Below are 14,021 nucleotides of genomic sequence, written 5' to 3' on the forward strand. Positions count from 1 at the left end.
TGGCGTGGATTGGGTACAAGCCGTGCGTCGCCGCCGTTCGGCCCGCCAGATCGGGCAGTCGCGCTACCATTCCACACAGTGAGGAACGCTTTTGCTCGGGGCCGTCGAACCGGCGGCTATGGACCCGACAGGGACGGTCGAGTACGAACCGGTCAGCGTCAAGCAAGTGCTGGCCGAGATGAAAGACACCGCCGAGTTGCTCATCGACCTCTCGTACTCGGCCGTCCTGCTCGGGAGCGACGACGTGGCCGCGGAGGTGCTTGAGCTGGAGGAGAAGATGGACGTCCTCCAGTTGCGGGCGCGCATGAGCCTCCTGATGGCCTGCCGGTCGACGGCGGACGCGGAGTCACTGGCCCCCGTGCTGGGGATGGTCGGGGCCGCCGAGAAGATAAGCGACGCCGCCGGCGACATCGCCAAGGTCGTACTGGAGGACATCGGCCTCCCGGACACGATGCGGGCGGCCCTGCCCGAGGCGGTCGAGACGCTCGTGCGGGCGACAATCGGTTCGGACTCGGCGCTGGCCGGCGAGACGCTCGGGGGGCTCAACCTCGAAACCGAGACCGGCGTCCGCGCGCTGGCGATTCGCCGGCAGGGGAACTGGCTGCTCAACCCCGACCGGGAGACGCGCCTCGAAGCGGGCGACGTGGTGCTGTTCCGCGGCCCCGAGACCGGCGTCGCCGAGGTCTATCGGGACGCCACCGGCGACGCGTACGAGCCGCCGGAACCGCCCGAGGGTGGCGTCCGCGACCTCGAACGCGCCGTCGACTCCATCGTGTTGATGAAAGACATGGGCGAACTGGCGGTCGACCTGGCCTACGGCGCGGTGCTGTTCGACAGCACGGAGGTCGCCGAGGAGGTCGTCGAACTCGAAGCCGAGGTCGACGCGCTGCAGTCCCGGTTCGAGGCCTGGACGCTCCGGGCCGCCGCCGACATCGACGACCCCGTGTCGCTGCGGGGCCTCGTCCACCTGGCTCGCTCGACAGAGGTCATCTCCGACGCCGCGCTGGAAATGAGCGAAGGTGTGCTGCGGGGGCTATCGACGCATCCGGTCGTCGCCGAGGCCGTGCAGGAGTCCGACGAGATTATCGTCCGAACGACGGTGTACCCCGGTAGCGACCTCGCGGGGACGACCATCGGCGACGCGGAAGTCAAGACGGCGACCGGCATGCGCATCATCGCCGTCCGGCGGGCGGCCGGCGAGAGCGAGCGCACCGGCCGAGAAGGCGGGGACTGGGTTATTTCGCCGGGACCGGAGACGGAAATCCGGACCGGCGACGTGCTCATCGCAAAGGGGACTCGAACCGGGGGCGACCGGCTTACAGACCTGACAAAGGGTGCATAGCGTTCGGCTACTGTCTGGCGAGTCGAACGGCCGAGACCGCCGTGAACAGCGCTGTCAGCAGCCCGCCCAGCGACGTCGCGAGGACGAACGCCAGCGCCACGTAGAATCCAATCGGTCGCTGGGCCCCTGGCAGGACGAACAGAGCGAACAGCCCCGCGGTAAACAGACCAGCGAGCACGAACCCGATTTTCGCGTTGCGTGGCACGTTCAGCGCCGCGACCATCGCCGCTTTGCCGCTCTGTGGCTCGGACTGGGACACACCGGCTAGTAGGGCCGGCGTCCCCAAGATGCCGTCGATCCGGCGCAACTGTTGGCGAAATCCGAACCAGTAAAGGCTCCCAAGGCAAACGTGGGAACAATGGTTACTTTCGGTACGGCGACCGCCGCTCCCGGTGAGAAAGACACGGGGCGGCTGGAGGTCGGTGAGACCCGCGACGGGTCGACGTTCGGGCTGCCGGTCGCCGTCGTCAACGGTGTCGACGACGGACGGACGCTCTACATTCAGGCGGCCAGCGACGGCGACGAACTGAACGGCGTCGGCGTCATCCAGCGGACGCTCCCGCAACTCGACCCGACGGAACTGTCCGGGACGATTCTGGTCTGTGGCGTCGTCAACTACCACGCGTTCCAAGTCGCCGAGCACCGCAATCCGGTCGACGACACGAAGATGAACCGGGCGTATCCGGGCGACAAAACAGGAACATCAAGCGAGCGTATCGCAGCGGCGACGTTCAACGCCGCCATCAGCGCCGATTACGTACTCGACCTGCACCAGGGCTCGACCTCACAGATGATCGACGAGGTGCGGGTCCGGTGTGGCACTCGCCATCGACTCCACGAGGAGTGTCTCGAACTCGCGAAGGTGTTCGGCTGTGGGTACATCCTCGACCAGAAAGGCCCCGACGGGCAGTTGGCTCGCGCCGCGCCCGACGAGGGTGTCCCGACCATCGACCCCGAACTCGGCGGCTGTGTCGGCTGGGACGAGCGGTCCATCCAGCGGGGCGTCGACGGCGTGTTCAACGTCCTGCACTACTACGGCTTCCTCGACGGCCACCACGATACGCGCCCACAGACCCGCGCCACCGGGTTCGAGCAGTACGGCTCCCCCGTCGGCGGCCTCATCGACCTCAAGCCCGACCTCGGTGACCGCGTCTCGCGCGGCGAGACGCTGTTCGAGGTGACCGACGTGTTCGGCGACCCGAAGGCCGAAATCACTGCTGACTCCAGTGGCGTATTCTGGCGTGCCCGCCGGCTCCCGCAGGTCGCGACCGGCGAATACGTCTGTTCCGTCGGGACAAACATCGATACCTGCTAGATCACGTTTTACTGCAGGGTGCCCTCGCTTAGGCCAACACGCCGGGCAAAGCGTCAGGTATGCCCGCTCGCAGACCTGCCTTTCCCCGTGGCGGCCGACGGAGCGGCCGCCCGGCCCGCCGTCTGTGCGCTCCGCAGCGGGCGCAGACACCGACGACAATGCCGCCGGTTTTTGAACGGCCAGTGCCCCAGTACCCCTATGCGCACCTGTAGCGTCTGCGACCGGGAGTACCCGCGTAAGGAACCCTGGCAGTGTTCCTGCGGAGCACCGCTTGATTACGTCAGCCAGCCACTGACCGACAGCCAACCGGGGCCGTTCTCACGGACCAGCGGCGTCTGGGACTTCGCCGACTTCCTCCCGATGAGTGAGCGAGTCAGCCTCGGTGAGGGCTGGACGCCGCTGGTCGACGCGCCCGGGTGGGACGCCACGTTCAAGCTGGAGTATCTCCACCCGACGGGGAGTTTCAAGGACCGCGGCGCGGCAACGGTCATCGCCGAAGCGCTCGACGTCGGGGCCGACCGGGTACTCGAAGACTCATCGGGCAACGCTGGACTGGCAGTCGCGTCCTACGCGGCGCGGGCGGGTCTGGACGCGGAGATATACGTCCCGGCGAGCGCGAAGGAAGCGAAGGTTCGCCGCATCGAACGAACCGGCGCAGACGTGCTCCCAGTCGAGGGAAGTAGAGAGGCCGTAACCGCGGCCTGTATCGACGCTGTAGAGAACGGGGCGGGGTGGTACGCCAGCCACGCCTGGAACCCCGCCTTCTTCGCCGGGACGGCGACGGCCGCCTACGAGATTGCCGCCCAACGGGACTGGAACGTCCCGGACGCCGTCGTCACGCCGCTCGGTCACGGGACGCTATATCTCGGTCTCTACCGCGGATTTCGGGCACTGGAACAAGCTGGCTGGACGGACGCTATCCCGCGCATACTGGGGACGCAAGCGGTCGGGTACAGTCCTATCGCCGACGAAGACGGGAGCAGCTCTGACGGTGCTGCTGCCAACGAACTCGCCGACGGGATTCACATCCGGGACCCGCCGCGTGGCCGGCAAATACGGCACGCCATCGACGAGACCGATGGGGCCGCCGTCGCTGTCTCCGCGGCGGCAACGGCGCGAGAACGCGAGCGGCTCGGTGCAGCAGGGTTCCACGTCGAGCCGACGTGTGCGACGGCGACAGCGGCGCTACCCGAGTTCAGAGAGCGGGGAGAACTCCAGGACGGTGACGACGTGGTTGTCGCGTTGACCGGGCGAAACGACTAGCGCATCAGCAGCGTCGAGACCGGAAAGTCGGCATCGACGGAGAGCCACTGGTCCTCTACGTCTGCCGTGTCGACATCTGGCGCATAGCAGATGAGCCGCTCGCTGCCGTCGGGACGGGAACGTACCACGGCGGGCAGCGTTCCCTCGTCGTCAGCAGTCGCCGCCGTCACCTCGCTCGTCGACCGGGTATCGGAGTCCATGTCCCGATTCACAACAGGTGTTACTATTGTTACCAGTCGATTATCGGGCGTAAGGACTACTGAACGTCGTCGAGAGAGACGAGAAGGTCCGACGAAACGGCCAGCCAGTTCGACTCCAGCTCGGAGCCAGTGCTGCTGGGTGGGTACAGAATTGAACGCTGGCCACCACCCGCAGCCGGCTCGTGTTCGACAGTCAATAGCTTCTCGGCACCGTCGCCGTCTGCCGTATTTCGCCGCTGGGTATCCGACCTCTCAGGTCTCATAGCCCCACATAACGGTATATCAACATTGTTATCCGTAGTCTAAATTGGCGTATATCCCCGTATTACCGGAATATTCGTGATGCTTACTGGCCAGTAGCCAATTCGAACCGAATAGCAGGCGAAAGCTGAACGCCGAATGACCACCGGCGAGCGGAGTACACGGTATCGGAAACCCGGAGGTTGTCACTTCTCTCCTGATCGTTCCGCTCCGTGTTCGACACGCTCCGGGGAGACAGCGAACTACTCCCTCTCAGCGAGACGGGTGAGTAGGCGCGTCGAGGCCGCCCCGAACCAGCGGTTTCGCGATGTGGCGGCGCGCGACCGGTGGCACTTCGTACCACCCACATTCCAGTCCTCGCTCGATGGACTGCTCAGTTTTGCCGTCAGCGCTGGTCCCGCAGTCCCGACACCGATAGCCCTGGTCTCGGCCGGCGGATTTCATCGACCGACCACAGTCCGGACAGTCCGGTGTGACGGATTCCGTCCGGACGAGGGTCCGGACCGCGAACTTCTCCAGTTTGAGCGTCCCATCGGTCACTTCGCCGCAGGCGGTGATTCGGTCGCCGACTCTGAGCGAGCGGACCCGGTCGCGAAAGCCCTTCGTCGGCTCGAAAGCCGCACAGTCGATGGTTGCGCCGTCGCCTTCGAGGGTGAGAAACACGTGTCCCCCCGCCCGCGTCTCCGGAGTTTCGACCACATCGCCGGTGACGCGGTAGGCGCTGTCGGCCGTGACCGCGTCGACAGCGGCGTCCTGTAGATGCACATCGGTTCCTTGGTTCGTCACGAACGTCGCCCGACGAGCGATGGGTTCGCTATCGATGGCGTCGGCGGCGGCGCGGCAGGCGTCGGGGTCGTCGCCGCGAATCCCGTAGAGGATCGGACACGGCGTCCGCGGCACACAGACCGGATAGCCCGATGCGCGGTCGACGGTATCCCACACGTTGGGGTAGTGCTCCTCGGCCGCGGCGCGAACGCTCTCCGGGTCGACCGTCCGCTCGGTCCCCCATCGCTCCCGCTCGCGGTACGCGATGTGTTCGTACGTCCAGTCCGATAGTTCGGCCCAGGCCCCGACCGCCGCGAGCGCGCCGACCAGTCCGCGGCCGTTGCCCCGCTGACAGCGGGCGAACCCGACCACGTCAGCTAGCGTCGTCGCGTCCATCGGGTCCTGTATCGACTGGATTGCCTCGCGGGCGAACGTTGCGACCTGCGGCGGGACATCTTCAGGGTCGCAGTCGGCGACGATTGCGCCGGGATTGGTCCGTGGGTCGTCGGTCTCGGCCATGTCGAGCACGTCTTCGACCAGATTGAGCGCCGCGTCGGCGTCGAGGTCGGTATGGACCGCCAGCGCGGCGTTCCCGCGGGTCTTGTGTTCGACGGCGGGGTTCAGCCGGACGAGGAGCAGTCGCTCGACAGTCCCCCCAGCGTTCCGTATCGACTCCGCGAGGGTGGCGGCGGCGTAGGTCGTACACATTCCCCGTTCACGCGAGTCTGTATCATCGAGACCGACGACAGTCACAGACGATTATAGCTCCGAAGTGGTCAAACACCTTTCGTCACAGACCCCCACTCCGGCCCGAGAGGGCAACGGACGGCGCAATACATATAATGGGTGAGCGGGCTAGATTCAGTAGAGGTACAGAGTACTATGTCACGGTCGGCGCTGGTGGAAAACGTCATGGCGATGCTCGAAGACGCTGGCTTCCTCGTCAGCGACCGCTGTGCGATTCGTCCGAAGAGTTTCGACATCGCTGCCCGTCGCGGCGAGGACGTGTTGCTCCTGAAGATACTGGGCAACATCGACGCCTTCGACGCACAGACCGGGGGCGAGATGCGGCGACTGGGCACGTATCTGAATGCCACACCGATCGTGATCGGCCTCCGAACGCGCGACGAGGAGCTGAAACCCGGTGTCGTTTACTTCCGGCACGGTGTCCCCGTGCTGTCGCCCGACACCGCGATGGACCTGTTCGTCGAGGAGGTCCCGCCGCTCATCTACGCCGCCCCGGGCGGACTCTACGTCAACATCGACTCCGAGATCCTCGCCGACGTGCGCGAGGACCGCGACTGGTCGCTCGGTCGGCTGGCGAAGGAACTGGGCGTCTCCCGGCGGACAGTCTCAAAATACGAGGACGGAATGGACGCGTCCGTCGAGGTAGCCGCCGAACTCGAAGACCTCTTCGACGCGCCGCTGACCTCGCCGGTGAGCGTCCTCGACGGCGCTGAAGAAGTCCGAGACGACGAGCCAACGCCGGACGACCCCGATGTCGCGCCGGAGGACGAGCCGATTGTGACGGTGTTCACCCGTATCGGCTTCGAGGTCCATCCGACGGATCGCGCGCCCTTCAAGAGCGTCAACGAGAGCGACGATCAGCATGGACAGGTCCTTGCCGGACACTCCGCGTTCACCGAGACAGCCGAGAAGCGGGCCCGCATCATGTCTTCGGTCGGCGAGGTGACCCGAACCCGGTCGGTGTACGTCGTCGACGAACTCCGACGGGAGTCCGTCGAGGGGACCGCCCTCATCGAAAAGGAGGAGATGGAGAACATCGAGGACGCCGTCGATCTGCGGGATCTGATTATGGAACGCGGCGAGGACCGCGAAGAAGTAGCCTGAGCGGGGCCCTCAGTCTTCGCTGTCAAGTGAAAACGAAAACCGCCGCAAGTGTCGGGTCTACTGCCCGTACGTTTCTTCGAGATATTCGACAATCCACCTTTTTCAGCGTCGGGTTCGCGCTAACCGCGCGAACCACTCCTCGAAAAACGTGGGCGAAAAACGGTCGCGCATGGCGCGACCGCGAGACAGAATATCGCTACTGCCCGTACGTCTCTTCGAGATATTCGACGATGTCGTCGGATTCAGGCATCCCGTCGACGCCGTTGTCCGTGTCAACGAGGACGGGAACGCCGGTCTGTCCCGAAACCTCCTTCACTTCGGTCCGCTCGCCGTGGGACCGCGGGACCATGTGGGAGTCGTAGTCGAGGCCCAGTTCGTCGAGTTTCTTGATTACTTTCGCACAGTACGGACAGCCCTCAAGTTCGTAGAGTTCGAGATTAGCCATTACACCGGTTGTAGGCGAGCCAGCGTCAAGAACACATCGGTGCTGTGTCTCGGCCGCGCACCGTCGACAGCGGTTCCGCCTGCGCTACACGTCGATGTCGTCGGGCGCGTCGGCGAGCAGGTCAGAGGCGGTCACGAGTGAGGAGAGTTCGAGGTCGTGATCGGCGAGGTTCTCGCTGGCCCCTTCCTCGCGGTCGACGACGACGAGCACACGATTGACGACAGCGCCGGCCTCGCGGAGCGCCTCGGCGGCGTCGACCGCGCTCTGGCCGGTCGTCGCGATGTCTTCGAGGATGATGACCTCCTCACCGTCGGTCAGATCGCCTTCGATGCGGTTGCCCGTGCCGTACTCCTTGGCCTGCTTTCGGGCGATGACGTAGGGAATGTCGGTCTCGACGCTGGTGACCGCGACCAGCGGGACTGCACCGAGGGCGACGCCGGCCAGCGTGGCGTCCGTGTCCCACTCGTCGATGCGCTCGGCGAAGGCCTCGGCGATGAGGTCCAGACAGTCGGGGTTGGTCTCAAAGACGTACTTGTCGACGTAGTAGCTCGACGTGCCGCCGTGGGAGAGTTCGAACTCTCCGAACTTGACGGCGTCAGCGTCCCGCAGTGCCGCGATGAGGTCGTCGGTTGCCATACGCTCACTGAACGGTCACGGGGCTAATGACTGTTGAATTCGGACAGCGACATTCCTAAGCCCCTCCGCCTCAGACAGTCGCTCGAATGCAAGTGTTCGGGTCGAGTGGCGTCCGAGGTGTCGCGGGCGATGAGCTGACACCACGGTACGTCCTTCGGGTTGCACAGGCCGCCGGGGACGTCTGGCGTGACGACCACGACCGCGTGGCGATCGCCCGGGACACGCGGACGACCGGGCGGACGTTTATCAACGCCGCGACAAGCGGGCTGACGACTGTCGGGTTCGATGTCGACCGCCTCGGCGTCGTGCCGACGCCGGGGTTGCAGGCCTACTGCGAGCGTGAGGCAGTCCCGGGCGTGATGATTACCGCGAGCCACAACCCGGCCGCGTACAACGGCGTGAAACTCATCGGCGCGGACGGCGTCGAACTGACGCGGAATACGCTCGACCGCGTCGAACAGTCCCTCCGGGACGATACGCCGGTCTACGCGGACTGGGAGACGGTCGGGTCCGACACCGCCATCGAGAGCGCCCGCCGCCGCTACCGCGAGCAGGTACTGTCTGCCGTCGACCGCGACCGCATCGCCGACGCTGACCTCACTATCGTCGTCGACTCCGGCCACGGCGCCGGCTCGCTCACGAGCCCCGACCTGTTCCGCGAACTCGGCTGTGAAGTCCATACGATCAACAGCCAGCCAGACGGCCACTTCCCCGGCCGCGACCCCGAACCCGTCGCCGAGAACCTCGAAGACCTGCGAGCGTTCGTCCGCGCCACCGACGCCGACCTCGGATTCGCCCACGACGGCGACGCTGACCGCGGGATGTTCGTCGACGAGACCGGAGCCCACATCGAAGGCGACGCCGCGCTGGCCGCGCTGGCGGCGGCGAAAATCGAGTCCGGTGACGGCGTCGTCTCGGCGGTCAACGCCTCCCAGCGACTGGTCGACGTGGTCGAGGACGCCGGCGCGACCCTCTCACTGACGCCCATCGGCTCGACGTACATCGTCAGCCGCATCCGCAAACTGCAACGCGAGGGGACACACGTCGCGATTGCCGGTGAAGGCAACGGCGGCATCCTCTTCCCCGACTACCGCATCGCCAGAGACGGCGCGTTCACCGCCGCGAAGTTCCTCGAACTCGTCGCCGAACGGCCCGCAAGCGAGGTCGCTGCGGACTACGACGACTACTACAACGTCCGGCGAAACCTCGAATACGAGACCGAAGACGAGCGCGAGGCGATGCTCGAAGGCATCGAATCCCACGCGAACGACGCGACAGCCGACCTCGATACGACGGACGGCTACCGGCTGGACTACGGCGACGGCTGGGTGCTGGCCCGGCCGTCCGGGACGGAGCCCGTCGTCCGCGTCTACGCCGAGGCGCGCACGCTCGACCGCGCAGAGGAACTCGCGGAAACGATGGTCAGCCGGGCGACCCAGCGAACGGATATCTACAGTGACGAGTAAGTGTCCAGCGCGTCCTCGATAGCCGCGCTGGCCTCGCGGGCCGCCGACAGTTCCTGTTCGACAGCGCCGCTCGCCAGCCGTTCGCGCTCGGATTCTGTAAGTTCTGCCCGAGCGACAGCGCTCTCCCGCAGTCGCCCGTAATCGTCGCGCTCCGCGAGTCCACGCACCTCCCGGAGCGCGGCGACGACTGGCTCGTCGGCGAATCGGGCAACGACCGAGCGGTACTCTCGGCAGTACCACGGCAGGGCGGCGGCTGACGGTGGCGGCCAGTCGACTCGCACCGGCTCGGCGTCGAGTCGCCGGAGATACGTCTGTCGGGTAGCGACGGCACTGCGGAGCGCCGCCGCGTCGTCGACGTAGTGGTCCAGCTTCGAGGCGGAGTAGCCGGCGTACTCCAGTAATTTCGGAATCGGCTCCGTGCCGGCGTCGTGCTCGCGGACGTACGTCAGCAACTCGGCGGGCGGGGACTGGAACTCGACGAGCGGGTACGCGTCCGCCTGTTCGATGACTGCAAGGGCGTCTCTGGCCGCCGTGTTGCGCCGAAACTCGGTGAACGCCTCGGTGACGGCGTCGTTGTAGCGCTCGATGGGGTCACGGAGATGCTCGACCGGGGCATCGAGGTCAGCGTCGCCGAGCCGCTGGAGGCGTTCCAGTTCGTCGATGCGGTCGCCCAGTTCGCCGCGTCGACGGTTCGCCTCGGTCCGGGCCTTCTTGTACTGCTCACGCGCGTCGTCGAGTTCGTCGAGTCGGCCGACGAGGTCGCCGATGGGCGACAGCATCTCGCGGGCCTGTTCGAAGTCGCCCTCGGTGAGCCGCCGCTGCTGGAGGAAGTCGTCGATTTCTTCGAAGGTATCGCGCTCGGGCAGGTCCTCGGGGAGGTCGTCGGTCAGCGTCCCGACCCGCCCCTGAAACTCCATGAACGCCTCGAAGTCCCCGCCGCCGGTCGCCCGCCCGTCGTAGCTTTCGAGCAGATTCCACAGTTCGTTATGGATGTCACGGCAGTCACGGAGCGCGTCTGCGCCGACCGCCTCGACGCGTTCCTGTGCCCGATGGTACGCCTCTGCGGCCTGTTCGAGACGTTCCACCACGTCCGGGGTTCCCGCGGTGATTTCAGTCTCAGTATCGGATCGCGCCATCAGTACACGTCGTCGGGGTCGAACACTTGTTCACCAACCGTCTCGCCGTCGACGGTCCGGTGGAAGCAGGACTCGTAGCCAGTGTGGCAGGCTCCACCGGTCTGGTCAACGATGTACAGCAGCGCGTCCCCATCACAGTCGACCCGCACCTCCTCAACGGCCTGTGTGTGCCCGCTCGTCCCGCCTTTGTGCCAGAGTTCGTCGCGGCTCCGCGAGTAGTAGTGGGCCTCCCCCGTCTCGCGGGTCTTCCGAAGCGCTTCCTCGGTGACGTAGGCGAGCATGAGCACCTCACCAGAGTCTGCGTCCTGCGCGACCGCCGGGATGTACTCCTGCTCGTCGAACGCGAGGTCGACGTCGGTCATACTCAGGCCGAGGCGTGTCCGGAAAATAGGTCTTCTGCTGTCGGGGGTCAGGCCAGCCCGACCGCCTGCAACAGCGAGAACAGCACGTCGCCGTAGGTGAGCGAGACGACCAGCCCGGCAAACATCGGAACGAGAAACGGAATCCCGGGCGAGATCCACACTTCGTCCCGTTCGACGAGCACGTCCAGTCCAGCACGGAGCTGGGCCGGCGACGTGCCGTAGGCCGAGTGGTCGATATCGTCAAGGAACCGCTCGGCACCCCACGGATCGTCGACGGCGTCAGAGCGGTCCGCGCCACCGGCCCCGGCGTCGTGGGCTGGCTCGGTCACGTCGCCGGCCACCGGGTCACCACCATCGGTCACCAGCGAGCCGTCGCCGGGGTCGTTCGGGACCGCCGGGAGAGAGGAGGGACGTCGATGCTGCTCGGGATCGGCTCGGATATCGGCAAGCGAGCAGCCACGCCACTGGAGGTACATCCGGAGCGCATCGAGGTCGAGACCACCGCGGTCGAATCCGTCGGGCGATTCGAGCAGTCGGCCGTACTCTTCAGTGACGGTGGCGGCGGCGACGGGTCGCCCGATGAACATCGCCAGCGAGAATCGTCCACGGACGAGGTTGCCGGCGGCGACAGCCAGCGGATAGACGACGCCGGCGAGCACAGTGTTCGAGAGAATCGTCAGCGAGAAGACGCCGATAGCGCTCTGCTGGAGCGGGAGCGCGACAGTCGGCAGGTAGTACACCGGATACACCGGGAAGAGGACAGCGACGAGCATGAACGCCTTCGCGTCGGCCCCGCCGAACCCGCCGATGAGCCAGAAGCCGTACGACAGCGGGATGACGAAGCCGAGGCTGATGGCGACCCTGATGAGAAACAGCCGCTGGCCGACCGCTGTCGGACCGGTCCAGACGGTGTAGGCGTCCCACAGCAGGAGCACGACCGCCAGCGCGGCAAGCGGGGTCCAGGTCCGGTTCGGCACCCGGCGGGTTTTCACATCGCGGTAGGCCGCCCACCCGAACACCGGGACGGCGACCAGCCGAAGCAGGTCCGGTATCGACCCAAGCACGGCTATACGCAGTACAGCGGCCCCCCTAATGGTTCCGGTACAACAGCTGTCAGTGGCAGTCGCTGCTGGAAGAAGAAAGTGTAGTGCGCTGCAGGAGCCGCGTTAGATGACGCGGTTCTGCAGGTAGTCGAGGTGCTTGGCGTTGTAGACGATTTTGACCTCGTCGGCGTCCGGGCTGCCGATGCAGGTCAGTCGGACGTTCTTGTCGTCGACTTCCTCGTCGCTGAGGATCTGCTGCATATCCATGTCGATGTCGCCTTCGAGAACGATGGCGGCACAGTTCGCACAGGCACCGGCGCGACACGAGAAGGGCCAGTCGTAGCCCTGCGCCTCGGCGGCTTCCAGGATGTACTCGCCTTCGTTCACGTCAAGGGACCCGTGGTCCTCGTCGTCGAGGTCGAGGTCCGACGCCTCTGCGAAGACGTCGTCGTCGTACATGTCCCAGCCGTTGTCGTCCACTACTTCGTAGTTAAGGTACTCTACCGTGGGCATCACCTGATTGGTTCGAACCCCGCCCTGTTAGACTTTGCCCTTCCGTTTTAGGTCGTGCAAAATAATGAGGGACAACGCGGGGATTCGTCGGGAATCGAGGACTGCTGTTCGGGGCCGAGTACCGCTCAGGTGATTGGGAGGAACCTGAACACCAGGTACGCCGCGAGGGTCGCAATCGAGGGGACGACGTTCTGGAGGAAAATCACTCTCGCAGTGGTCCCGGGTTCGAACAGGTCCGACGCCGACGGGATGTCCTCGCGCGACTCCTCGCCGATGGGATCGGTCTCGGCCGGCTTCGGCGTCCCCTTCTTGCCACCGACAGTCGGGGCGTCTGCGGCTTCCGCGTCGGTGGTCAGCGCACCGACGGACGCGACGGGCGCTTCGCCCTGCACAGTGTCAGAGAGGCTCGTCGTTCGCGTCGCACGACCCCATCCGAGTCCGACGATGCTCATCGTGGCGATGATGACGAAACTGGCGGGGATGCCCAGCGCGGAAAGGAAGGTGACGATAGTCGAGGCGACTGCCGCGACGACGATGGCGGCCACCAGTGGGAGGTCGGTCAGGTCGTTGCCGACCGTGTCCATCGTCCGGCGGGCGATGGTGAACGCACCGAGGCCGATAGCGCCGCCGCCGAGCAGGATGGCCGGGTACAGCTCCAGAGAGCCGTTGCCGACGAGGGGTGCAACAGCATTGGCAACGTTCGACGCCCCTGCCGAGAAGCCCATGTAACACCCGATGCCGATGACGACGACGGTCCCGACGAACTCACGTGGCGTCGTGTTCTCGCCGAGTGACGGCCGCGGAATCGCACCGGACCGGTCGAAATCCAGTAGCGACCCCTCGCTCTGGGAGACGGCGAACCACTCGACGAGCCGCGGGTAGAAGTACCGGCCGATGACGCCGCTGACCCAGAAGGCGATAATCGGCGAGACGAGCCACCACGAGACGATTTCGAGCATCAGGGCAGCGTTCAGCGTCCCGCGGGCGAGGCCCAGACCGGCGATAGCGCCAACGGCCGTCATCGACGTCGACGCCGGAACCCCGACCACGTTCGAGAGGAACAGTGCGACGCCGATGAAAAACAGGACGACGATGCTAATTAGCGGCGAGAACTGTGTGGCGACGAGGTCACTGCCCAGGCTCTGGACGACGGCCGGGCCGACGAGAAGCCCGCCGGCCATCGCGAATATCGTCATCAGGGCCGCTGCCGAGAGTTTCGAAAGTGTGTTCGACCCGACCGCAGGCCCGAACGCGACACCCGTGGACGACCCCCCGATGTTGAAGCCGACGAAGATAGCCACCAGAACACCGAGGGCAAAGAGAACTTCGACCATACGCTACCAACTGTCGTCGGCAGGTAAAGGGTACCGCCTTCGCCAGCGCGTCGTGCGACCGAGGTGGCGTGACCCAGTGCTGGTCCGTC

General features: G+C 65.8%; 16 protein-coding genes. 5 read left to right on the top strand and 11 right to left on the bottom strand.

The window, feature by feature from the left end; translation table 11 throughout:
* Positions 1 to 118 precede the first annotated feature (118 nt).
* Positions 119 to 1,342, top strand: coding sequence for a potassium channel family protein (locus tag AMS69_RS03285; protein WP_053966661.1), 1,224 nt, complete (start codon positions 119 to 121; stop codon positions 1,340 to 1,342).
* Positions 1,343 to 1,349: 7 nt separating this feature from the next.
* Here the strand turns inward: AMS69_RS03285 and AMS69_RS03290 are convergent, their stop codons facing one another.
* Positions 1,350 to 1,601, bottom strand: coding sequence for a DUF7536 family protein (locus tag AMS69_RS03290; protein ID WP_420834401.1), 252 nt, complete (start codon positions 1,599 to 1,601; stop codon positions 1,350 to 1,352).
* Positions 1,602 to 1,700: 99 nt separating this feature from the next.
* On the opposite strand from AMS69_RS03290, the gene AMS69_RS03295 reads away from it, so the two are divergent.
* Complete coding sequence (locus tag AMS69_RS03295; protein WP_053966662.1) at positions 1,701 to 2,657, top strand: succinylglutamate desuccinylase/aspartoacylase family protein; 957 nt, start codon at positions 1,701 to 1,703, stop codon at positions 2,655 to 2,657.
* A gap of 198 nt (positions 2,658 to 2,855) precedes the next feature.
* On the top strand, positions 2,856 to 3,920 hold the full coding sequence (locus tag AMS69_RS03300; RefSeq protein WP_053966663.1) for a pyridoxal-phosphate dependent enzyme: 1,065 nt from the start codon (positions 2,856 to 2,858) through the stop codon (positions 3,918 to 3,920).
* On the opposite strand, the gene AMS69_RS03305 is transcribed toward AMS69_RS03300, so the two are convergent.
* From AMS69_RS03305 to AMS69_RS03315, 3 genes are all read right to left on the bottom strand, one after another.
* Positions 3,917 to 4,120 (bottom strand): hypothetical protein, encoded by a 204-nt coding sequence (locus AMS69_RS03305; protein ID WP_053966664.1) that lies wholly within the window; start codon positions 4,118 to 4,120, stop codon positions 3,917 to 3,919. The genes AMS69_RS03300 and AMS69_RS03305 overlap by 4 nt on opposite strands.
* 56 nt (positions 4,121 to 4,176) lie before the next feature.
* Positions 4,177 to 4,383 (bottom strand): hypothetical protein, encoded by a 207-nt coding sequence (locus AMS69_RS03310; RefSeq protein WP_053966665.1) that lies wholly within the window; start codon positions 4,381 to 4,383, stop codon positions 4,177 to 4,179.
* 250 nt (positions 4,384 to 4,633) lie between these two features.
* Positions 4,634 to 5,899 carry a tRNA(Ile)(2)-agmatinylcytidine synthase gene (locus tag AMS69_RS03315; protein ID WP_053966666.1) on the bottom strand — a complete coding sequence of 422 codons (1,266 nt, stop codon included), beginning with the start codon at positions 5,897 to 5,899 and terminating at the stop codon, positions 4,634 to 4,636.
* Between the two features lie 129 nt (positions 5,900 to 6,028).
* On the opposite strand from AMS69_RS03315, the gene AMS69_RS03320 reads away from it, so the two are divergent.
* Positions 6,029 to 6,997, top strand: coding sequence for a transcriptional regulator (locus AMS69_RS03320; protein WP_053966667.1), 969 nt, complete (start codon positions 6,029 to 6,031; stop codon positions 6,995 to 6,997).
* 196 nt (positions 6,998 to 7,193) lie between these two features.
* On the opposite strand, the gene AMS69_RS03325 is transcribed toward AMS69_RS03320, so the two are convergent.
* Entirely contained in the window at positions 7,194 to 7,442 is a 249-nt protein-coding gene (locus AMS69_RS03325; RefSeq protein WP_053966668.1) for a glutathione S-transferase N-terminal domain-containing protein, read from the bottom strand.
* Positions 7,443 to 7,526: 84 nt separating this feature from the next.
* On the bottom strand, positions 7,527 to 8,078 hold the full coding sequence (gene pyrE / locus AMS69_RS03330) for an orotate phosphoribosyltransferase (RefSeq protein WP_053966669.1): 552 nt from the start codon (positions 8,076 to 8,078) through the stop codon (positions 7,527 to 7,529).
* Positions 8,079 to 8,164: 86 nt separating this feature from the next.
* On the opposite strand from pyrE, the gene glmM reads away from it, so the two are divergent.
* A complete protein-coding gene (gene glmM / locus AMS69_RS03335) occupies positions 8,165 to 9,544 on the top strand; it encodes a phosphoglucosamine mutase (protein ID WP_053966670.1) in 1,380 nt (459 codons plus the stop codon).
* Here glmM and AMS69_RS03340 read toward each other — a convergent pair.
* The 5 genes from AMS69_RS03340 to AMS69_RS03360 form a co-directional block, all read right to left on the bottom strand.
* The gene (locus AMS69_RS03340) at positions 9,529 to 10,680 is read right to left on the bottom strand and encodes a DUF7118 family protein (protein ID WP_053966671.1); all 1,152 of its coding nucleotides are present in this window, start codon (positions 10,678 to 10,680) and stop codon (positions 9,529 to 9,531) included. The two genes, glmM and AMS69_RS03340, sit on opposite strands and share 16 nt — an antisense overlap.
* Complete coding sequence (gene hisI / locus AMS69_RS03345) at positions 10,680 to 11,042, bottom strand: phosphoribosyl-AMP cyclohydrolase (protein ID WP_053966672.1); 363 nt, start codon at positions 11,040 to 11,042, stop codon at positions 10,680 to 10,682. Before hisI ends, AMS69_RS03340 begins: the two co-directional genes overlap by 1 nt.
* A gap of 47 nt (positions 11,043 to 11,089) precedes the next feature.
* Complete coding sequence (locus tag AMS69_RS03350) at positions 11,090 to 12,106, bottom strand: A24 family peptidase (protein ID WP_053966673.1); 1,017 nt, start codon at positions 12,104 to 12,106, stop codon at positions 11,090 to 11,092.
* Between the two features lie 102 nt (positions 12,107 to 12,208).
* Positions 12,209 to 12,598 (bottom strand): ferredoxin Fer1, encoded by a 390-nt coding sequence (gene fer1, locus AMS69_RS03355; protein ID WP_004516503.1) that lies wholly within the window; start codon positions 12,596 to 12,598, stop codon positions 12,209 to 12,211.
* Between the two features lie 125 nt (positions 12,599 to 12,723).
* Entirely contained in the window at positions 12,724 to 13,932 is a 1,209-nt protein-coding gene (locus AMS69_RS03360) for an inorganic phosphate transporter (RefSeq protein ID WP_053966674.1), read from the bottom strand.
* Between the last annotated feature and the right edge of the window lie 89 nt (positions 13,933 to 14,021).

It is taken from the genome of Haloarcula rubripromontorii (assembly GCF_001280425.1).
Lineage (GTDB): Archaea > Halobacteriota > Halobacteria > Halobacteriales > Haloarculaceae > Haloarcula > Haloarcula rubripromontorii.

What these genes read in the sequence shown, in the direction of transcription:
- AMS69_RS03285 (WP_053966661.1), top strand. Translation starts at nt 119, where the DNA reads ATGGACCCGACAGGGACGGTCGAGTACGAACCGGTCAGCGTCAAGCAA.
- AMS69_RS03360 (WP_053966674.1), bottom strand. Translation starts at nt 13,932, where the DNA reads ATGGTCGAAGTTCTCTTTGCCCTCGGTGTTCTGGTGGCTATCTTCGTC.
- hisI (WP_053966672.1), bottom strand. Translation starts at nt 11,042, where the DNA reads ATGACCGACGTCGACCTCGCGTTCGACGAGCAGGAGTACATCCCGGCG.
- AMS69_RS03325 (WP_053966668.1), bottom strand. Translation starts at nt 7,442, where the DNA reads ATGGCTAATCTCGAACTCTACGAACTTGAGGGCTGTCCGTACTGTGCG.
- pyrE (WP_053966669.1), bottom strand. Translation starts at nt 8,078, where the DNA reads ATGGCAACCGACGACCTCATCGCGGCACTGCGGGACGCTGACGCCGTC.
- AMS69_RS03320 (WP_053966667.1), top strand. Translation starts at nt 6,029, where the DNA reads ATGTCACGGTCGGCGCTGGTGGAAAACGTCATGGCGATGCTCGAAGAC.
- AMS69_RS03340 (WP_053966671.1), bottom strand. Translation starts at nt 10,680, where the DNA reads ATGGCGCGATCCGATACTGAGACTGAAATCACCGCGGGAACCCCGGAC.
- AMS69_RS03300 (WP_053966663.1), top strand. Translation starts at nt 2,856, where the DNA reads ATGCGCACCTGTAGCGTCTGCGACCGGGAGTACCCGCGTAAGGAACCC.
- fer1 (WP_004516503.1), bottom strand. Translation starts at nt 12,598, where the DNA reads ATGCCCACGGTAGAGTACCTTAACTACGAAGTAGTGGACGACAACGGC.
- AMS69_RS03310 (WP_053966665.1), bottom strand. Translation starts at nt 4,383, where the DNA reads ATGAGACCTGAGAGGTCGGATACCCAGCGGCGAAATACGGCAGACGGC.
- glmM (WP_053966670.1), top strand. Translation starts at nt 8,165, where the DNA reads ATGCAAGTGTTCGGGTCGAGTGGCGTCCGAGGTGTCGCGGGCGATGAG.
- AMS69_RS03305 (WP_053966664.1), bottom strand. Translation starts at nt 4,120, where the DNA reads ATGGACTCCGATACCCGGTCGACGAGCGAGGTGACGGCGGCGACTGCT.
- AMS69_RS03295 (WP_053966662.1), top strand. Translation starts at nt 1,701, where the DNA reads ATGGTTACTTTCGGTACGGCGACCGCCGCTCCCGGTGAGAAAGACACG.